Source organism: Ruegeria aquimaris, from assembly GCF_025751555.1.
Lineage (GTDB): Bacteria > Pseudomonadota > Alphaproteobacteria > Rhodobacterales > Rhodobacteraceae > Ruegeria_B > Ruegeria_B aquimaris.
The window spans coordinates 344,409-363,225 of record NZ_JAOWLB010000003.1; the positions used below are offsets into that span (position 1 = coordinate 344,409).

The window sequence follows — 18,817 nt, forward strand, 5'->3', positions numbered from 1 at the left end:
GGTGCCGGGCACGGCGGGCCGTGCCGGGCGACCCCTGGGAAAAGGGGAAGACCCATGATGAAGACCATGTTCAAGATGACGATGGGCCTGGGCCTGATGGTCCTTGCGGCCCAGCAGGTGAACGCTCAGACCCAAGGGCAGAACTGCGCCCCGCGCGCGGTGGTCCTGAAACACCTGACGGAGAAATACGGCGAGGCGCGCCGCGGTATCGGCCTTGTCCAACAAGGTTCGGTGATGGAGGTGTTTGCCTCAGACGAGACCCGTACCTGGACCATCATCGTCACGCTGCCCAACGGCATGACCTGCCTTGTGGCCTCGGGCGAGGCTTATGAAATCCTTGCCGAGGCACTGCCCGCCTCCGGCAACGACGCCTGAACCGGCGGGGGCCCGCCGCCCCCGCCCCACCGCTCAGGTCAGCGCGTCCCAGATCAGCTTGACCCCGGTGACCGTCAGCGTCACATGCGCCAGCGCAAAGAACAGCCGCTCGGACACCATGTGATGCGCCCGTACCCCCAGCCAGGCGCCGAGCAGCGCAAAAGGCGTCAGCAGGATACCGGCCCAGGCTGTGTCCAGCGTGAACATCCCCAACCAGGCATAGGGTATGAACTTGGCGATGTTGATCGCCCAAAAGGTGACAACCGTGGTCGCCTGGAACTCGGTCTTGCCCAGTTTTTGCGACAACAGATAGACCGCCGCAGGCGGCCCGCCCGCATGACTCACGAAACTGGTGAACCCCGCCACTGCCCCGGCCAGCAGCCCGGCGGACGGCGGCAGGCGATTGGCAAACTCTCCCACCCAGCCGCGCCCGCGTGCCACCTGCCAGACCACAAACGCCACCGAGATGCCGCCGATGAGCAGCCGCAGCAGATCGGCGTCGGTGGCGTGATACAGCCACGCGCCCAGCGCCACGCCCGGCATGCCCCCCAGGATCAGCAACCGGGCATCGGGCCAGCTCCACCGCCGCCAATAGGGGCCCAGCGTGGCCAGGTCGATCACCATCAACAGCGGCAGCATCAGCGCCAGCGCCTGCCCCGGATCGAGATAGATCGCCAGAATCGAGGCCGAGGCAAAAGCAACGCCAGAGCCGAAGCCGCCCTTTGATATTCCGGCAAAAATCACCGCCGGGATGGTCACCGCGAAAAAGCCGATATCCAGTTCCGGCACGCTCTTTGCCCCATAAATCCCTGTGCACAAACAGCTTTAGCGCAACCAACCCGGCCCGCACAGGATAAATGCGCCGTGATGCCGCGTCGCAGAACCCTTGCGCGATGCCGCATTACGCACTAGCACAACGTCGATTTTCAACCGGACCGGAGATACTCCAAATGGCCAGACCCAAGATCGCGCTCATCGGCGCAGGTCAGATCGGCGGCACGCTCGCCCACCTCGTCGCGCTGAAGGAACTGGGTGACGTCGTCCTCTTCGACATCGCCGAAGGCACGCCCGAGGGCAAGGCGCTCGACATCGCGGAATCCGGCCCCTCCGAAGGCTTCGACGCCAAGCTGAAGGGCACCCAGTCCTATGCCGATATCGCAGGCGCCGATGTCTGCATCGTGACCGCTGGTGTGCCGCGCAAGCCGGGCATGAGCCGCGACGACCTGCTGGGCATCAACCTCAAGGTCATGAAGTCGGTCGGCGAAGGCATCCGCGACAACGCGCCTGACGCCTTTGTCATCTGCATCACCAACCCGCTCGACGCGATGGTCTGGGCGCTGCAACAGTTCTCGGGCCTGCCCGCGAACAAGGTCTGCGGCATGGCTGGCGTGCTGGACTCCGCCCGTTTCCGCCACTTCCTGGCCGAAGAATTCAACGTGTCGATGAAAGACGTCACCGCCTTCGTTCTGGGCGGCCACGGCGACACCATGGTCCCCTCGGTGCGTTATTCGACCGTTGCAGGCATCCCGCTGCCCGATCTGGTCAAGATGGGCTGGACCAGCCAGGAGAAGCTGGACGCGATCGTACAGCGCACCCGTGACGGCGGCGCCGAGATCGTTGGCCTGCTGAAAACCGGTTCGGCCTATTACGCGCCCGCCACCAGCGCCATCGAAATGGCCGAGGCCTATCTGAAGGATCAGAAGCGCGTTCTGCCCTGCGCCGCCTATTGCGACGGCGAGCTGGGCGTCAAGGGCATGTATGTGGGCGTGCCCACCGTGATTGGCGCTGGCGGCATCGAGCGCATCATCGACGTGTCGCTGACCAAGGAAGAGCAGGACATGTTCGACAATTCGGTCAACGCGGTCAAAGGTCTGGTCAACGCCTGCAAGGGCATCGACAACTCGCTGGCCTGATCCGCGCCACGCTGAAAACCGGGGCCGGTCCTGTCAGGGACCGGCCCTTTGTCATGCGGTGATACGCTTTTCCCCCTCGAAATGCATCCGGTAGAGCCGCCGCCACCGCCTGCGATGACGGTCGAGGTCAGGCACCTCAAAGTCCAGCCCATCGTCAAAGGCACGAACCGACAGGTCACTCACCCGCCCCATGGCGCGCAGCGCCGCGCCCGGATCGATCTGCGGCCGGCGCATCAGGCCCAGCGCCTCCATCCGCGCCAGATCCACGGGCGGCAGCGCCTTGAGGGCCTGGTGCAATTGCAGTAGCGCGTACATGTCGCCCCGGTTTTCGTCCACATAGCCGATCTGGGCCTGTCGGGCTGGCGCCAACCCGCCATGCACGGCGGCGCCGCGCCCACGATCCGACCAGCCCCGCATCAGTTTCATGATCCAGTGAAACCCGGTCAGCCCGTCATAATGCAGGACCCGTGCCGTGGTGGCGGGCCATGCCACAAGGCGGTCCCGACCGCTCCGGGCGCGCGGCGAATGGATACCCATCAGGCAGTCGCGCCCGCTGCGTACCACCGATTTCCCTTGCGAATGCGCCACGATCCCCCGATGCATCATCGGCTGAACCTCGGGGGCCAGGATATCGGCCTGCACCGGCCAGCCCCGCACCAGCGGCGCCCGCATGTATCCGTCGAACAGCTCATCCTGGGGACAGCTCGCGTCAAACACCCGCTCCAGGTTCGGCAAGTGCAGATAATCGACCGTCTCCGGCAGAGCCCCGAGGATATCCGCCAGCGGCAGATCGGCCTCGATGAACTCATCCGCGTCCAGATGCACGATCCAGTCCGCCTCGGCCCGGGCATAGGCCCGCCCGGCATTGCGCAATTGCCGTTTCTCATTGGCTGGTGGGCGCGGTCCGCCCAGCGTTTCCTGCCAATACTCCGCGTCGCAGACAGTGACCCGGCAGCCCGGAATCCCCGCCAGCACCGCCTCTTGCACCGGGTCCGGCGCATCGAGATACAGCTCGACATAGGCCGCCCCCTGCGCCAGGTGATGGGTCACGAAACTCAGCGTCAGAACCAGGCTCTCGCGACAGGTGGCCACCACCGCCCAGGTCACACGCTCGGTTCCGGCGTCGCGAAAATACATGCCTGCCCCTCTGCCCGCGCGCCTGCCGCGCTTGGCCGACAGGCTAACCCCAGCCCCAGCGCAGATCAACCGCAACGGCAGCCCGACAGCCCTGCCAACCGTTAGCGCCAAAGCTGTTGAACGGGGGCGAAACGGCGTTTTCTGCAACCGCGAATCAATCGTACTCAAGGGTTTCGGAATATGTGATCACAGCTTTTGAACGTGTGATCACAAATCTCGAAAATCTTCCTCAAAAACCCGAGAGGCGTCAAAAAACCCTTTAAGGATCGGCGTTAGACAACCCTATATGCTGGGTAATCGCAGTCAGACGGGACAGATTCAATGAATATCCATGAATATCAGGCCAAGGCACTTTTGCGCAGCTACGGCGCTCCGGTGTCCGACGGCCGCGTGGTTCTCCGGGCCGAGGACGCCAAGACAGCGGCCGGTGAACTGGACGGGCCGCTCTGGGTGGTCAAGGCCCAGATCCACGCAGGTGGCCGCGGCAAGGGCAAGTTCAAGGAGGCCGATGCCGGTGAAAAGGGTGGCGTCCGTCTGACCAAGTCGGTCGAAGAGGCCGCCGAGGAAGCCAAGAAGATGCTGGGCCGTACGCTGGTGACGCACCAGACCGGCCCCGCCGGCAAGCAGGTGAACCGCATCTATATCGAGGCCGGCTCGGGCATCGAGACCGAACTGTACCTGGCGCTGCTGGTCGACCGTCAGACCAGCCGCATCTCCTTTGTCTGCTCCACAGAGGGCGGCATGGACATCGAGGAAGTCGCCGCCAGCACCCCGGAAAAAATCCTGTCCTTCGCCGTCGACCCGGTGACCGGCTACATGCCCTATCACGGCCGCCGCATCGCGTTTGCCCTGGGCCTGCAAGGCGCACAGGTGAAACAGTGCGTGTCGCTGATGGGCCTGCTCTATCGCGCCTTCGTCGAGAAGGACATGGAGATGCTCGAAATCAACCCGCTGATCGTCACCGACAAGGGCGACCTCAAGGTGCTCGACGCCAAGCTGGGCTTTGACGGAAACGCGATCTACCGCCACTCGGACATCGCCGAACTGCGCGACACGACCGAGGAAGACCCCAAGGAACTCGAAGCCTCCAAATACGACCTCAACTACATCGCGCTGGATGGCGAGATCGGCTGCATGGTGAACGGCGCCGGTCTGGCGATGGCCACCATGGACATCATCAAGCTCTACGGCGCCGAGCCCGCCAACTTCCTCGACGTCGGCGGCGGCGCCACCAAGGAGAAGGTGACCGAGGCGTTCAAGATCATCACCTCCGACCCGAACGTCAAAGGCATCCTCGTGAACATCTTCGGCGGCATCATGCGCTGTGACGTGATCGCCGAGGGCGTGGTCGCCGCGGTCAAGGAAGTGGGCCTTCAGGTTCCGCTGGTCGTCCGTCTCGAAGGTACCAATGTCGAGAAGGGCAAGGAGATCATCAACACCTCCGGCCTGAACGTCATCGCCGCCGACAACCTGTCGGATGGTGCCGAGAAGATCGTCAAGGCGGTCAAGGGCTGAACGTGGCACGGTCCGGTCACAGATACGCACAGAGCCGGTGCGCAGGTTTCGGCCTGACGACCGCTGTGGCCGTGACCGTTTCGGGCTGTGTCCAGCAAGGGACCGGCCCGGACGCCGCCGAATTGCGCAACATCGCTCCATGGAACATCGTACCAAAGAGCAGCCCGGCGCAATTGGTGACAGCCTTTCGGCAGTTCTGCGTCGAAGCACCCGCCAGCCGCTCGGCGCAAGAGGGCAAGCTGCGCAACGCCAGCTACGTTCCGACCGCGCCGCGCAACGGTAACAAGCCGCAGGTGTTTCTCGTCGACGACCGGCGCCCGGCCATTGTCGTCTCGGATACCACCTGCATGGCGCGCGCTTACGCCCGCACCGGCCAGACCGAGAAGATGAACGACTATGTCGCCTCGGCCTTTCCGGATGCCCGGCCGGTGTCGCCGGACAGTCTGCCAAAGACTTTTGAACAAGCCTGGTCGGTCAATCTGCCCGACGCGGCGATCATCGCAACCGAGCGTGTCAACGATCTCGGCAATTCCTCTGGATATGGGCTGATCCTGCATCGGCCCAATCGGCCAAGAACCAATTAGGACAGGAGACTTCCCAAATGGCAGTCCTCATCGACGAAAACACCAAGGTCATCTGCCAGGGCTTCACCGGCTCGCAGGGCACCTTTCACTCGGAACAGGCAATCGCCTATGGCACCAAGATGGTTGGCGGGGTCACCCCCGGCAAAGGCGGTAGCACCCACCTGAACCTGCCCGTCTTCAACTCTGTGCACGAGGCCAAGGCCGTGACCGAGGCCAACGCCTCCGTCATCTATGTGCCGCCGCCCTTTGCCGCCGACTCGATCCTCGAGGCGATCGACGCCAAGATGGAGCTGATCGTCTGCATCACCGAGGGCATTCCGGTGCTCGACATGATGAAGGTCAAGCGCGCCCTCGAAGGCTCGTCGTCGCGCCTCATCGGCCCCAACTGCCCCGGCGTGATCACCCCCGGCGCTTGCAAGATCGGCATCATGCCCGGCCATATCCACAAGCGCGGCAGCGTCGGCGTTGTGTCCCGTTCGGGCACCCTGACCTATGAAGCGGTGAAACAGACCTCGGATATCGGTCTGGGCCAGTCCACCGCCGTGGGCATCGGCGGCGACCCGATCAAGGGGACCGAGCATATCGACGTGCTGGAATGGTTCCTGGCCGACGATGAAACCGAAAGCATCATCATGATCGGCGAGATCGGCGGCAGCGCCGAGGAAGAGGCCGCCCAGTTCCTGAAGGACGAGGCCAAGAAGGGCCGCAAGAAGCCGGTCGCCGGTTTCATCGCGGGCCGCACCGCGCCTCCGGGCCGCCGCATGGGCCACGCGGGCGCCATCGTCGCCGGCGGCAAGGGCGGCGCCGAGGACAAGATCGAAGCCATGCGCTCGGCCGGGATCGTCGTGGCCGACAGCCCGGCAACCCTGGGCGAGGCCGTGCTGGCCGCCATCGGCAAGTAACCCGCCGGCCCCGCGCCAGCGCGGGGCGGCATTGAAATCGGGAGGACACATGACGTTCGGTCAATCCATAGGAACGTGTTTCTCGAAATACTTCACCTTCTCCGGGCGGGCCTCTCGCCCGGAATACTGGTATTTTTTCCTGTTCATGGTGCTGGGCAACGTGGTGGCGACCCTGCTCGACGCGGCGCTGTTCGATTCCCTGACCACCACGCTCGAAACCTCGGACACCGGCGCCGGCGCCAGTATCGAGAATACCGGCCCCATCAGTGCGCTGTTCTCGCTTGCCCTGTTCCTGCCGCATCTGGCCGTGGCCTTTCGCCGGATGCACGACACCGGCCGCAGCGGGCTGTTTGCGCTGTTTCCCATTCTGCTGATGATCGGCGCCGGATTGATCCTGGTTTTCGGCATCGGCATCGCCTCCAGCTTCGCCTCTGGCGGCTCGCTCGACCTCCTCTTCACCCGCGCCACGCTGCTGTTGCTGATCCCGACTGTCGCCGTCCTGATCGTCTCACCGCTCCTGGTGCTGTGGTGGCTGACCCGGCCCAGCCAGCCGGGCGCAAACAGATACGGTCCGAACCCCGGGCGGGCAGTGTCGCCATGATCGGTCGCATCGCACATATGTCCCATCTGCATCGGCGCCTCGCGGCAGGCCTTGCTACACTGTTCCTGTGTCTTGGCACCCCGGTGCTGGCCGAAATGTTCGGGCCGATCTCGGGCCAGGTTCATGGTGTCGGCCCCAAAGCGCTGGTTATCGTCCTGCACGGAGATTCCGGGCCGGACTACATCACGTCCTTTGCCACGGAACTGGCCGCGCAGAACCCGCAGGCAACCGTCATCCAGATGGCGCGGCCCGGCTATTCCGTCGCCGGGCGCCGCAGCAAGGGTTCCAATAATGGCAGCCGCGACCACTATACCAAACAGAACAACAATCTGCTCGCACAGGGTATCTCGGCGGCTGGCCAGACATACCCGCATCAAAAGCTGGTGATGGTGGCCCATTCCGGCGGAGCGGCTCAGACCGCCACCCTGCTGGGAACGGTGCCGGGTCTGATCGACACGGCAATCCTGGTGTCCGGCCCGTTCGACATTCCGCGCTGGCGCGCGGCGCGCGGCACGCCATGGCCCAAAAGCCAGTCGCCGATCCGCTATCTGGACCAGATACCACGGCAAACCCGGATCATCGCGGTGACCGGCCAGAACGATTCCAACACCCAGCCCGGCCTTGCCCGGGACTATGTGGCCAAGGCCCAGGCGCGCGGCCTGAACGCCACATTCACCGCCCTACCAAATGCAGGCCACAGTTTCAGATCGCTCAAAGAACCCGTTCTGGCCATCGCGACGCGCGAAATCCAGAGCTAGGAAAGTCAGGTGAACCAATGACCGAACAATCGCCCAACTCCATGTTTCATGCCTCAAGCTTCATGCAGGGGCATAATGCGGAATATCTCGAACAGCTCTATGCCCGATACGCCAACGACCCCGCGTCGGTCGATGCCGCCTGGGCCGAATTTTTCCGCGCCATGGGCGACGCGGAAACCGATGTAAAGAAAGAGGCCGACGGTCCCAGCTGGGCGCGCGCCGACTGGCCGCCGATGCCCGCTGACGACCTGACCGGGGCGCTGACCGGCCAATGGGCCGAGGTCGACGGCAAGGCCGCAGGCAAGAAGATCAAGGAAAAGGCCGCTGCCGCAGGGGTCGAGATCAGCGAAGAGCAGGTCAAGCGCGCGGTGCTCGACTCGATCCGCGCCCTGATGATCATCCGCGCCTATCGCATCCGGGGGCATCTGGTGGCCGATCTCGACCCGCTGGGCATGCGGGCCAATACCCCCCACCCCGAGCTTGACCCGCGCACCTACGGGTTCTCGGACGCCGACCTGGATCGCCCGATCTTCATCGACAACGTGCTGGGCCTGACCCATGCCTCGATGCGCCAGATCATCGACATCGTCAAACGCACCTATTGCGGCACCTTTGCCCTGCAATACATGCACATCTCGAACCCCGAAGAGGCCGCCTGGCTGAAAGAGCGGATCGAAGGTTACGGCAAGGAAATCTCGTTCACCCGCGAAGGCCGCAAGGCCATCCTGAACAAGATGGTCGAGGCCGAGGGGTTCGAGAAGTTCCTGCACGTCAAATACATGGGCACCAAGCGCTTTGGCCTTGACGGCGGCGAGGCGCTGATCCCCGCTATGGAACAGATCATCAAGCGCGGCGGCGCGCTGGGGGTCCGCGAGATCGTCATCGGCATGCCCCACCGGGGCCGCCTGAACATCCTCGCCAACGTGATGGGCAAACCCTATCGCGCCATCTTCAACGAGTTCCAGGGCGGCAGCTTCAAGCCCGAGGATGTCGATGGTTCGGGCGACGTGAAATACCACCTCGGCGCCTCCTCGGACCGCGAGTTCGACGGCAATACGGTTCACCTCAGCCTCACCGCCAACCCCTCGCATCTCGAGGCGGTCAACCCCGTGGTTCTGGGCAAGGCTCGCGCCAAGCAGGACCAGTTCGGTGACAAGGACCGCACCTCGGTCATGCCGGTGCTGCTGCATGGCGACGCCGCCTTTGCCGGTCAGGGCGTGGTGGCCGAATGCTTCCAGCTTTCGGGCATCCGCGGCCACCGTACCGGCGGCACCATGCATATCGTGGTCAACAACCAGATCGGCTTTACCACCGCGCCGCATTTCAGCCGCTCCAGCCCCTATCCGACCGACATCGCCCTGATGGTCGAGGCGCCGATCTTCCACGTCAACGGCGACGACCCCGAGGCGGTGGTACACGCCGCCAAGGTGGCCACCGAGTTCCGGCAAAAGTTCCGCAAGGATGTGGTGATCGACATCTTCTGCTATCGCCGGTTCGGCCATAACGAGGGCGACGAGCCCATGTTCACCAACCCGATCATGTACAAGCGGATCAAGACCCACAAAACCACACTCAGCCTCTATACCGAGCGTCTTGTCCGCGACGGGCTGATCCCCGAGGGCGAGATCGAGGATATGAAGGCCGCCTTCCAGGCGCATCTGAACGAAGAGTTCGAGGCCGGCAAGGATTACAAGCCCAACAAGGCCGACTGGCTGGATGGGCGCTGGTCGCACCTGAACCGGAACAAAGAGGAATACGTGCGCGGCGAAACCGCGATCACGCCCGAAACCCTGGCCGAGGTCGGCACCGCCCTGACGCGCGCGCCCGACGGCTTCGCCATGCACAAGACGGTCGAACGCCTGCTCGACACCAAGAAGGCAATGTTCGACACCGGCAAGGGGTTCGACTGGGCCACGGGCGAGGCGCTGGCCTATGGCTCGCTTCTGACCGAGGGCTACCCGGTCCGGCTCGCCGGTCAGGACGCGACACGCGGCACGTTCAGCCAGCGTCACTCCGGCCTGATCAACCAGGAAACCGAAGAGCGGTATTACCCGCTCAACAACATCCGCAACGGTCAGGCGCAGTACGAGGTCATCGACTCGATGCTCAGCGAATACGCCGTGCTGGGGTTCGAGTACGGCTACAGCCTTGCCGAACCCAATGCCCTGACGCTGTGGGAGGCGCAGTTCGGCGATTTCGCCAACGGCGCCCAGATCATGTTCGACCAGTTCATCAGCTCGGGCGAAAGCAAATGGCTACGGATGTCCGGCCTCGTGGTGCTGCTGCCCCACGGGTTCGAGGGCCAGGGCCCCGAACACAGCTCGGCCCGTCTGGAACGCTTCCTGCAAATGTGCGGCCAGGACAACTGGATCGTGGCCAACTGCACCACGCCGGCCAACTACTTCCACATCCTGCGCCGGCAGATCCACCGCACCTTCCGCAAGCCGCTGATCATGTTCACGCCCAAGTCGCTCCTGCGGCACAAGCTGGCGATCAGCACGGCCGAGGATTTCACCACCGGTTCCAGCTTCCACCGGGTGCTGTGGGATGACGCAGAAAAGGGCAACTCGGACACCAAGCTGGTCGCCGACGACAAGATCAAGCGCGTCGTCATGTGTTCGGGCAAGGTCTATTACGACCTGCTCGAGGAACGCGACGCGCGCGGCATCGACGATGTCTACCTGCTCCGGATCGAGCAGTACTATCCCTTCCCCGCCCACTCGCTGATCGCCGAGCTGGAGCGGTTCAAGGGGGCCGAGATGGTCTGGTGCCAGGAAGAGCCCAAGAACCAGGGCGCCTGGTCCTTCATCGAGCCCAATATCGAATGGGTGCTGACCCGTATCGGCGCCAAGCACTCCCGCCCGACCTATGTGGGCCGTGCCACCTCGGCCTCGCCTGCCACCGGTCTGGCCAGCCAACACAAAGCCCAACAAGAGGCGCTCGTGAACGAAGCGCTGAGCATCGAAGGAAAATAACCGATGACGATCGAAGTTCGTGTCCCCACGCTTGGCGAATCCGTGACCGAGGCCACCGTGGCCACCTGGTTCAAGAAACCCGGTGATGCCGTGGCCGTGGACGAGATGCTCTGCGAGCTGGAAACCGACAAGGTGACTGTCGAGGTCCCGGCCCCCGCCGCTGGCGTGATGGGCGAGATTGTGGCCAAGGAAGGCGAAACCGTGGGCGTCAACGCCCTGCTGGCGACTATCGCGGCTGGCGAAGGCGCCGCCGCCCCCGCCGCTGCTGCGACACCCGCCGCCGCCCCTGCCGCTTCCGGCGGGTCAGTCGACGTGATGGTGCCCACCTTGGGTGAATCGGTGACCGAGGCCACCGTCTCCACCTGGTTCAAGAAGGTGGGCGATACCGTCGCGCAGGACGAGATGCTGTGCGAGCTGGAAACCGACAAGGTCTCGGTCGAGGTCCCCGCACCTGCGGCCGGTGTTCTGGCCGAAATCGTCGCGCCCGAAGGCGCCACCGTGAACGCCGCCGCCAAACTGGCGGTGATCTCGGGCAGCGCCTCGGGCGCCGCGCCCGCGCCTGCCGCGCCCGCAGCTGCCGTCACTCCGGCAGTCGCCACCGCCAAGGACGTGGCCAACGCGCCCTCGGCTGAAAAGGCGATGGCCGAGGCCGGGATCAGCCCGGCCCAGGTCACCGGCACCGGCCGCGACGGCCGCATCATGAAAGAGGACGTGGCCGCCGCCGTGGCCGCCGCCGCAGCAGCCCCCGCCGCAGCGCCCGCCGCACCGGCCCCTGCCACAGCCCCCCGCGCACCGACGCTGGCCGAGGATGCCGCGCGCGAGGAACGCGTCCGCATGACCCGCCTGCGCCAGACCATCGCCAAGCGCCTCAAGGACGCCCAGAACACCGCCGCGATCCTGACCACCTATAACGAGGTGGACATGACCGAGGTGATGGAACTGCGCAACACCTACAAGGACGCGTTCGAGAAGAAGCACGGCGTGCGCATGGGCTTCATGTCCTTCTTCACCAAGGCCTGCTGCCACGCGCTGAAAGAGGTGCCCGAGGTCAACGCCGAGATCGACGGCCAGGACATCGTCTACAAGAACTATGTGCATATGGGTGTCGCCGCCGGTACGCCGCAGGGCCTGGTGGTGCCGGTCATCCGCGACGCCGACCAGATGTCCTTTGCCGAGATCGAAAAGGCGATCGCCGAAAAGGGCAAGCGCGCCCGCGAAGGCAAGCTCTCCATGGCCGAAATGCAGGGCGGCACCTTCACCATCTCCAACGGTGGCGTCTACGGCTCTCTGATGTCCTCGCCGATCCTGAACCCCCCGCAGTCGGGCATCCTCGGCATGCACAAGATCCAGGACCGCCCGATGGTCATCAACGGCGAGATCAAGATCCGCCCGATGATGTATCTGGCGCTCAGCTACGATCACCGCATCGTCGACGGCAAGGGCGCCGTGACCTTCCTGGTGCGCGTCAAGGAAGCGCTCGAAGATCCCCGTCGCCTGCTGATGGATCTGTGATCCAAGACAACCGGCCTCGCACCATGTCCGGTGCGAGGCCGAAACCATCCAAGGCCGGACAGGCAAGCAATCCGGGTAAGACGGGTCAGATGATTGACGGAATGCTATCCAGATTTGCCGCGCTCCGGGTCACGCACCGGCGGCCCGCTGCCTTACATGCCGGATCAAAAGGACACTAACCCATGGCAACACATGCCCTCTGGCAGGCCGACGTGGCCGATTTCGACTCCTGGCTCAAGGTATTCCGCGAGGATCGCGCGATGCGCAAGGCGGCGGGTATCCGCGACCTGCATGTCTGGCGCGACCCTGATCGCGCCGACCACGCCGTGGCCCTGTTCGAGATCACCAACCTCGCCTCGGCCAAGGCCTTCTTCGACAGCGAGGAACTGGCCATGCATCACGAACGCGGCGGCATCGCCCATATCACGGTGAAACTGCTGACACCGGTCTGATCCGGCGACGGCACGACATTTCAGGCACCGGGCCGCAACAGCCCGCCCGGCGCACACGAAGGAGAGATAAAATGGCTAGTTATGACGTTATCGTAATCGGCGCCGGCCCCGGCGGCTATGTCTGCGCCATCCGCTGCGCCCAGCTTGGTCTGAAAACCGCCGTGGTCGAAGGCCGCGAAACCCTGGGCGGCACCTGCCTGAACGTGGGCTGCATCCCCTCCAAGGCGCTGCTGCATGCCTCGCACAGCCTGCACGAGGCGCAGCACAACTTTGCCAAGATGGGGCTCAAGGGCAAGGCGCCCTCGGTCGACTGGAAGCAGATGCTCGCCTACAAGGACGAGGTGATTGAGGGCAACACCAAGGGCATCGAATTCCTGTTCAAAAAGAACAAGATCGACTGGATCAAGGGCTGGGCCACCATCCCCGCCGCAGGCAAGGTGCAGGTGGGCGACGACACCCACGAGGCCAAGAACATCATCATCGCCTCCGGGTCCGAGCCCGCCTCGCTGCCGGGTGTCGAGGTGGACGAGAAAACCGTCGTGACCTCCACCGGCGCCCTGGAACTGGGCAAGATCCCGAAATCCATGGTGGTGATCGGCGCAGGCGTGATCGGGCTGGAACTGGGCTCGGTCTATGCCCGCCTGGGTGCCGAGGTGACGGTGGTCGAATTCCTCGACGTGATCACCCCCGGCATGGACGGCGAGGTGCAAAAGACCTTCCAGCGCATCCTGAAAAAGCAGGGCCTGAACTTCGTCATGGGCGCCGCGGTGCAAAAGACCGAAGTGGCCAAGGGCAAGGCCAAGGTCACCTACAAGCTGATGAAGAAGGACACCGAGCACGAGATCGAAGCCGATACCGTGCTGGTCGCCACCGGGCGCAAACCCTATACCGCCGGCTTGGGCCTCGACAAGCTGGGGATCGAGATGACCCAGCGCGGCCAGATCAAGGTCGGCAAGGACTGGCAGACCAACGTGCCCGGCATCTATGCCATCGGTGACGTGATCGAAGGCCCAATGCTTGCCCACAAGGCCGAGGACGAGGGCATGGCCGCCGCCGAGCAGGTCGCGGGCAAGCATGGGCATGTCAACTATGGCGTCATCCCCGGCGTGATCTACACCACCCCCGAGGTCGCCAATGTCGGCGCCACCGAGGAAAGCCTCAAGGCCGAAGGCCGCGCCTACAAGGTCGGCAAGTTCATGTTCATGGGCAATGGCCGCGCCAAGGCCAACTTCGCCGGCGAAGGCTTCGTCAAGATCCTCGCCGACAAGGATACCGACCGCATCCTGGGCGCCCATATCATCGGCCCGGCGGCGGGAGAGCTGATCCACGAGGTCTGCGTCGCGATGGAATTCGGCGCCTCGGCCGAGGATCTGGCGCTGACCTGCCACGCGCACCCGACCTATTCCGAGGCCGTGCGCGAGGCAGCACTCGCCTGTGGCGACGGTCCGATCCATTCGTGACCCGCAAGAGCGGGGCGGCGCCCACCGCCGCCCCGCAATCCTGTCCCGGAAATGGCGCCACAGCGCCACGCGCGCGGACGGGTTTTGAGTTTTCGACACTTTCAGGCATGATACCCCGATCCGAACCGGATGATCGCACCGCTCAGGGGAAAGGGGTGTCATGGTCGATCAGGTCAAGCTCGCCGCCTTTTCAAGCTGGCTGATGGCCGGCGCACAGCCGCCCAAGCCCATCGAGGCCGTTGTCGAGGAAAGCGCCGCCCGTCTGCGCGCGGCCGGTCTGCCGCTTGATGTGCTGATCGTCAACGGCCTGTTCATCCACCCCGATATCCGTGGCATCCAGATCCGCTGGACCGCACGGAACGGCGTGCGCCGCGTCACCTTTCGGCATGCCTATTTCGAAACCAGCGATTTCGCTGCAACCCCGATCTCGCGCACCATCGCGACCGGGCGTTCCATGCGCTTCGAGCTCGCGCATCAGGACCCCGGGACCGATACCGCCTATGCCGCCGCGTTCCGGGCCTCGGGCTATACCGACATCCTGGTGTTGCCGCTCATCAACTTTGACGGCACGATCTCGGGCTGCATCGAGTTTGCCACCCGGGCCCTCAAAGGGTTCAGCCAAGAAGACATTACCGCCCTGCGCCGGGTTCAGGCGCCGCTGGCCCGGATGAAGGAGTTCTTCACCGAACGGTTCGACAAGCAGATCACGCTCGCCACCTATGTCGGCGACGCCACCAGCCGCAAGGTGCTGAGCGGCCAGATCGTCCGCGGCGATGGCGAGACCATTTCCGCCGTCATTCTCTTTGCCGATATCAAGGGCTTCACCGCGCTGTCGAACCGCACAGCCTCGGCCGAGGTGCTGCAAGTGCTAAACCGTTTCTTCGATGTGATCGACACCGCCGTGACCCGCAACAATGGCGAGATTCTCAAGTTTCTCGGTGACGGGGTGCTGGTGATCTTTCCCACGCCCGACGACCTCACCGCGCAAGAGGCCGCCGCCCAAAGTGCGATGGCCGCCGTCACCGAAGCCCGGGAAACGCTTGCGGAACAAACAGACCCGTCGCAGATCGCCTTTCGCGCGGCGCTGCACATGGGCGATGTGTTCTTCGGCAATGTCGGCAGCCGCAACCGGCTCGACTTCACCGCCATCGGTCCTGCGGTGAACCTCTGCGCCCGCATGCTGCACGAGGCCTCGTCGCGGGACGCCAGAACGCTGTGCTCGGCACAGTTCCGGACCATCGCCATCGGCCTCACCGGCACCCCCTTTGCCTGCGAAGTCGCCGGTTTCGAGGAGCCGGTCGAATTCCACGTCCTGGATTGACGGTTCCGCCGCCGCGCCGCATCGTCCATCCAGAGGTGCCCGCCATGTCGGATTTCGACCTGCCCGCCTACCTGAGCCGCATCGGACTCGACGCTGTCCCGGTCACACCGGACGGGCTGCGCCTGATCCAGCAGGCGCAGCTGCGCTGCATTCCCTTCGAGAACATCGACCCATTTCTTGGCCGCACCCCCGACCTCGCGCCCCAGGCGCTGGCGGCCAAGCTCCTGCATGCCGGGCGCGGCGGTTACTGTTTCGAGCTGAACGCACTCTTCGGCGCGGCCCTGCGCGCCTGCGGCTTCGAAACCCGCCGCCTGCTGGCCCGGGTCCGCAACGGCAGGCCCACCGCCGGGCCGCGCAGCCATGTGGCGCTGATGGTCACGCTCGGCGGGCGCCGCTATCTCGCCGACGCGGGCTTTGGCGGCCCCGGCCCGCTCGCCCCGCTGCTGATTGACACCGACACAGCGCAGAGCGCACCAAACGGCACCTTCTGCCTGCGCACCGACCCCGTTACCGGCGAGCGTCTGCTGCAACGGGACACGCCCGAAGGCCCCTTCATCCTCTACGGCTTTGACGAGGCCCATGTCAGCGACGCCGATATCGAGGCCGCCAATCACCTGTGCGCCACCTGGGAAAAAATGCCGTTTCGCAACAACCTGTTGCTCTCGGGTTTCGACGGCGCAACCCGTATCGGCGCCTTCAACCGGATGCTCACCCGCGACAGCGACGGCAGGCTCGACAAGCGCGAGCTCGTCTCCCCCACAGACCTCGCCACCTTGTTGACCCGCGATCTCGGCCTGTGCCTCGACCCGGCCACGCTCGGCGCGATCTGGACCCGGCTCGGCACCGCCTGACCCGATCCGGCTTCTTTCTGGTCGGAAATACTCCGGGGGTGAATTGGCCGCAGGCCAAGAGGGGGCAGCGCCCCCTGCCCCAGCGATCAGGCCAACCGGGTCAGACCCCGAATCCCGCCTCTTCCATCAGCGCGTCAGAACGGCGCTCGATCGCCTCTTCCAGCCGCTCCATGAATGCGTTCCGCCCGATGCCGGGCGGGATCGGCTCCAGGAACTCCACCACCGCCAGCCCCGGCTTGCGCAGGATCCCCTTGCGCGGCCAGAACAGGCCCACATTGGTCGCCGCCGGCACACAAGGATATTGCAACCCCTCATACAGAACCGCGCTGCCCACCTTGTAGGGTTTGTAGACCCCCGGCGCCACCCGCGTCCCCTGCGGATAGATCACCAGCTGGCCGGGTTCGGAAAACTCCTTGGCCACATCCTTGACCATCTTGGCCACCGCCGCACCGCGCTTGCCGCGATCGACCGGGATACAGCCCAGCCGCTTGGCATAGACCCCGATGATCGGGGTCCAGAGCAGCTCGCGCTTCATGATGAACTTGGCATGCGGGACCGCGTCAAAGATCAGCAGGATATCGAAAAACGACTGGTGCTTGGCCGCGATCACCACCTCGCCCGTGGGCACCGGGCCGCGAACCTCGCCCCGGATGCCCACCATCCAGCCCGCCAGCCAGATGGTCGAGCGGGCATAAAGCTTGCAGGCCTTCAGCGCCCCGCGCTTGGACACCAGCGCATAAGGGGTGAACACCAGCCCCAGCACCGCCATCCAGAGATAGATCAGGACAACAAAGACCAGCGACCGCAGCCATTGCACCATCAGCTCAGCTCCCTCAACGTGCGCCGCGCCGCGGCCCAGGTCGCGGCAAAGGCCACCAGCGCGCCCAGCACCGGAATGATCAACGGCAAGACCCAGCCCGCCTCCTGGAACCCGAGCCCGGTCAGAAACCCGCCCTGATCCGAGGCTTCGGGCAACAGCATGACACCCGCCATGCCCAGCACAACCCCTACCGCCGCGCCGATCAGTGCGCGCAGGGTGAACCGGCGCACAAAGGCGCCAGCGATGTAACGGTCACGCGCGCCCACAAGGCGCAGCACCTCGATCACCTGCGCATTGGCCGCCAGCGCCGCATTGGCCGCCAGCGTGATCATCGCCGCCGTGGCACCACCGATCAGCAGGATCGACACCAGCGCCAGGCGGCGCAGCGAATTGGCCGCATCCACCAGCGGCTCCCGCCAGCGGGTATGATCGTCCAGCACCGCGCCCGGCACCTCGGCCGCCAACCGCAACCGCAGCCCCTGCGCGTCATATCCCGGCTCAGCCCCCCGGATCTCGATCAGCTGCGGCACCGGCAGCGCGTCCAGCGGCAGATCCGCCCCAAACCAGGGCGCCAGCAGCGCCGCCTGCTCCTCGCGGCTCAGCGCCCGCGCCTCGGCCACGCCCGGGGTCTGGCGCAGGATGGTCAGCGCCGTCTTGGTCTGCGCCGCGACCTGATCGCCCGGCGCATTGATCCGCAGCGTCGCCGCCCGCGCCAGTTCCGAGGCCCAGCGATCCGCCAGCCGCCCCGAGGCCAGCGACAGCGCCAGCGCGAACACCGCCAGAAACGCCATCGCGCCCGACACGAACAGGGTCAGCCGCGCGGTAAAGCCAGACGGCGGCACCACCCGGTCGGCCTGTTTGTCGGCCATGATAAGCGCGCGGATGGTTCCCTTGCTCACAGATCCGCCCCCGCCAGTTGCAGCCGCCGGTTCGAAATCCGTAGCACCCGCGCCTGCACCTGGCTCTTGGCGGCGCGGATCAGGCTCAGATCGTGGGTCGCGATCAGGATGGTCTTGCCCATCCGGTTCAGCTCGATCAGCAGTTGCAGCAGCCGCTGCGACATCTCCCAGTCGACATTGCCGGTGGGCTCGTCGGCCAGCACCACGTCGGGCGACATGATCACCGCGCGAGCCAGTGCCGCGCGCTGGCGCTCGCCCCCCGACAGTTCCGGCGGCAGCGCATCGGCCCGTTTCGTCAGCCCGACCCAGCCCATCAGTTCTCTCAGGTTCTCCTGCTGGCCAGCCAGCTCGTGGCCCGACACCGTCAGCGGCAGCGCTATATTCTCGGACAAAGGCAGATGGTCCAGAAACCGGCAATCCTGATGCACCACCCCGATGCGGCGCCGGAACAGCGCCATCTGGTCGCGGTCCAGCCCGCGCAGGTCCTCGCCAAACCCGCGCACCTGCCCGGCGGTGGCCTGCAAGGCGCCATAGCACAGCCGCAACAGCGTGGTCTTGCCCGATCCCGACGGCCCGGTCAGGAAATGGAACGACCCCGGCGACAGATCGACCGAGATCTCGCCGAGAAGCTCGCCGCCGCCATAGCTGTAGCCCACATTCTCCAACTCGATCAAAACAATGCCCCCTGCCGGTTCACCGCCTTTCTTGCCCGATGGGGGATGCAGTTTCAATGCCCGCCTGA

General features: G+C 65.0%; 18 protein-coding genes. 13 read left to right on the forward strand and 5 right to left on the reverse strand.

Annotation, left to right across the window (positions count from 1 at the left end):
• The first annotated feature begins 54 nt into the window (after positions 1–54).
• Complete coding sequence (locus OE747_RS06825; protein WP_263827853.1) at positions 55–375, forward strand: hypothetical protein; 321 nt, start codon at positions 55–57, stop codon at positions 373–375.
• Between the two features lie 33 nt (positions 376–408).
• On the opposite strand, the gene OE747_RS06830 is transcribed toward OE747_RS06825, so the two are convergent.
• Positions 409–1,164, reverse strand: coding sequence for a sulfite exporter TauE/SafE family protein (locus tag OE747_RS06830; RefSeq protein WP_263827854.1), 756 nt, complete (start codon positions 1,162–1,164; stop codon positions 409–411).
• A gap of 161 nt (positions 1,165–1,325) precedes the next feature.
• On the opposite strand from OE747_RS06830, the gene mdh reads away from it, so the two are divergent.
• A complete protein-coding gene (gene mdh / locus OE747_RS06835; protein ID WP_263827855.1) occupies positions 1,326–2,288 on the forward strand; it encodes a malate dehydrogenase in 963 nt (320 codons plus the stop codon).
• A gap of 51 nt (positions 2,289–2,339) precedes the next feature.
• Here mdh and OE747_RS06840 read toward each other — a convergent pair whose 3' ends face one another.
• Complete coding sequence (locus OE747_RS06840) at positions 2,340–3,425, reverse strand: glycosyltransferase family 2 protein (RefSeq protein ID WP_263827856.1); 1,086 nt, start codon at positions 3,423–3,425, stop codon at positions 2,340–2,342.
• Between the two features lie 321 nt (positions 3,426–3,746).
• On the opposite strand from OE747_RS06840, the gene sucC reads away from it, so the two are divergent.
• The 11 genes from sucC (at position 3,747) to OE747_RS06895 (ending at position 16,356) form a co-directional block, all read left to right on the forward strand.
• Entirely contained in the window at positions 3,747–4,940 is a 1,194-nt protein-coding gene (gene sucC, locus OE747_RS06845; protein ID WP_093028093.1) for an ADP-forming succinate--CoA ligase subunit beta, read from the forward strand.
• Between the two features lie 65 nt (positions 4,941–5,005).
• Positions 5,006–5,524, forward strand: a complete 519-nt coding sequence (locus OE747_RS06850; protein ID WP_263827857.1) for a hypothetical protein — start codon at positions 5,006–5,008, stop codon at positions 5,522–5,524.
• Positions 5,525–5,541: 17 nt separating this feature from the next.
• Entirely contained in the window at positions 5,542–6,426 is an 885-nt protein-coding gene (sucD, locus tag OE747_RS06855) for a succinate--CoA ligase subunit alpha (protein WP_164129146.1), read from the forward strand.
• Positions 6,427–6,475: 49 nt separating this feature from the next.
• On the forward strand, positions 6,476–7,027 hold the full coding sequence (locus OE747_RS06860; protein WP_263827858.1) for a DUF805 domain-containing protein: 552 nt from the start codon (positions 6,476–6,478) through the stop codon (positions 7,025–7,027).
• Positions 7,024–7,785, forward strand: a complete 762-nt coding sequence (locus tag OE747_RS06865) for an alpha/beta hydrolase family protein (protein WP_263827859.1) — start codon at positions 7,024–7,026, stop codon at positions 7,783–7,785. Before OE747_RS06860 ends, OE747_RS06865 begins: the two co-directional genes overlap by 4 nt.
• A 17-nt stretch (positions 7,786–7,802) precedes the next feature.
• Positions 7,803–10,760: a 2-oxoglutarate dehydrogenase E1 component gene (locus OE747_RS06870; RefSeq protein WP_263827860.1), complete on the forward strand. Its 2,958-nt coding sequence runs from the start codon at positions 7,803–7,805 to the stop codon at positions 10,758–10,760.
• A gap of 3 nt (positions 10,761–10,763) precedes the next feature.
• Complete coding sequence (odhB, locus tag OE747_RS06875) at positions 10,764–12,272, forward strand: 2-oxoglutarate dehydrogenase complex dihydrolipoyllysine-residue succinyltransferase (protein ID WP_263827861.1); 1,509 nt, start codon at positions 10,764–10,766, stop codon at positions 12,270–12,272.
• Positions 12,273–12,454: 182 nt separating this feature from the next.
• A complete protein-coding gene (locus OE747_RS06880; protein WP_263827862.1) occupies positions 12,455–12,724 on the forward strand; it encodes a hypothetical protein in 270 nt (89 codons plus the stop codon).
• 71 nt (positions 12,725–12,795) lie between these two features.
• Positions 12,796–14,184 (forward strand): dihydrolipoyl dehydrogenase, encoded by a 1,389-nt coding sequence (gene lpdA, locus OE747_RS06885; protein ID WP_263827863.1) that lies wholly within the window; start codon positions 12,796–12,798, stop codon positions 14,182–14,184.
• Between the two features lie 160 nt (positions 14,185–14,344).
• A complete protein-coding gene (locus OE747_RS06890) occupies positions 14,345–15,505 on the forward strand; it encodes an adenylate/guanylate cyclase domain-containing protein (RefSeq protein WP_263827864.1) in 1,161 nt (386 codons plus the stop codon).
• Positions 15,506–15,549: 44 nt separating this feature from the next.
• Positions 15,550–16,356 (forward strand): arylamine N-acetyltransferase family protein, encoded by an 807-nt coding sequence (locus OE747_RS06895; protein ID WP_263827865.1) that lies wholly within the window; start codon positions 15,550–15,552, stop codon positions 16,354–16,356.
• Positions 16,357–16,456: 100 nt separating this feature from the next.
• Here the strand turns inward: OE747_RS06895 and OE747_RS06900 are convergent, their stop codons facing one another.
• From OE747_RS06900 to OE747_RS06910, 3 genes are read right to left on the reverse strand one after another with little or no spacing between them, the layout of a single operon-like run.
• Positions 16,457–17,176: a lysophospholipid acyltransferase family protein gene (locus OE747_RS06900; RefSeq protein ID WP_263827866.1), complete on the reverse strand. Its 720-nt coding sequence runs from the start codon at positions 17,174–17,176 to the stop codon at positions 16,457–16,459.
• Positions 17,176–18,075, reverse strand: a complete 900-nt coding sequence (locus tag OE747_RS06905; RefSeq protein WP_263827867.1) for a cell division protein FtsX — start codon at positions 18,073–18,075, stop codon at positions 17,176–17,178. Before OE747_RS06905 ends, OE747_RS06900 begins: the two co-directional genes overlap by 1 nt.
• Positions 18,072–18,749 carry a cell division ATP-binding protein FtsE gene (locus OE747_RS06910; protein WP_263827923.1) on the reverse strand — a complete coding sequence of 226 codons (678 nt, stop codon included), beginning with the start codon at positions 18,747–18,749 and terminating at the stop codon, positions 18,072–18,074. The genes OE747_RS06905 and OE747_RS06910 overlap by 4 nt, the downstream gene beginning before the upstream one ends.
• Positions 18,750–18,817 lie beyond the last annotated feature (68 nt).

Coding starts and splice junctions, on each gene's coding strand:
- OE747_RS06825 (WP_263827853.1), top strand. CDS start 55: ATGATGAAGACCATGTTCAAGATGACGATGGGCCTGGGCCTGATGGTC.
- mdh (WP_263827855.1), top strand. CDS start 1,326: ATGGCCAGACCCAAGATCGCGCTCATCGGCGCAGGTCAGATCGGCGGC.
- OE747_RS06840 (WP_263827856.1), bottom strand. CDS start 3,425: ATGTATTTTCGCGACGCCGGAACCGAGCGTGTGACCTGGGCGGTGGTG.
- sucC (WP_093028093.1), top strand. CDS start 3,747: ATGAATATCCATGAATATCAGGCCAAGGCACTTTTGCGCAGCTACGGC.
- sucD (WP_164129146.1), top strand. CDS start 5,542: ATGGCAGTCCTCATCGACGAAAACACCAAGGTCATCTGCCAGGGCTTC.
- OE747_RS06860 (WP_263827858.1), top strand. CDS start 6,476: ATGACGTTCGGTCAATCCATAGGAACGTGTTTCTCGAAATACTTCACC.
- OE747_RS06865 (WP_263827859.1), top strand. CDS start 7,024: ATGATCGGTCGCATCGCACATATGTCCCATCTGCATCGGCGCCTCGCG.
- OE747_RS06870 (WP_263827860.1), top strand. CDS start 7,803: ATGACCGAACAATCGCCCAACTCCATGTTTCATGCCTCAAGCTTCATG.
- odhB (WP_263827861.1), top strand. CDS start 10,764: ATGACGATCGAAGTTCGTGTCCCCACGCTTGGCGAATCCGTGACCGAG.
- OE747_RS06880 (WP_263827862.1), top strand. CDS start 12,455: ATGGCAACACATGCCCTCTGGCAGGCCGACGTGGCCGATTTCGACTCC.
- lpdA (WP_263827863.1), top strand. CDS start 12,796: ATGGCTAGTTATGACGTTATCGTAATCGGCGCCGGCCCCGGCGGCTAT.
- OE747_RS06890 (WP_263827864.1), top strand. CDS start 14,345: ATGGTCGATCAGGTCAAGCTCGCCGCCTTTTCAAGCTGGCTGATGGCC.
- OE747_RS06895 (WP_263827865.1), top strand. CDS start 15,550: ATGTCGGATTTCGACCTGCCCGCCTACCTGAGCCGCATCGGACTCGAC.
- OE747_RS06900 (WP_263827866.1), bottom strand. CDS start 17,176: ATGGTGCAATGGCTGCGGTCGCTGGTCTTTGTTGTCCTGATCTATCTC.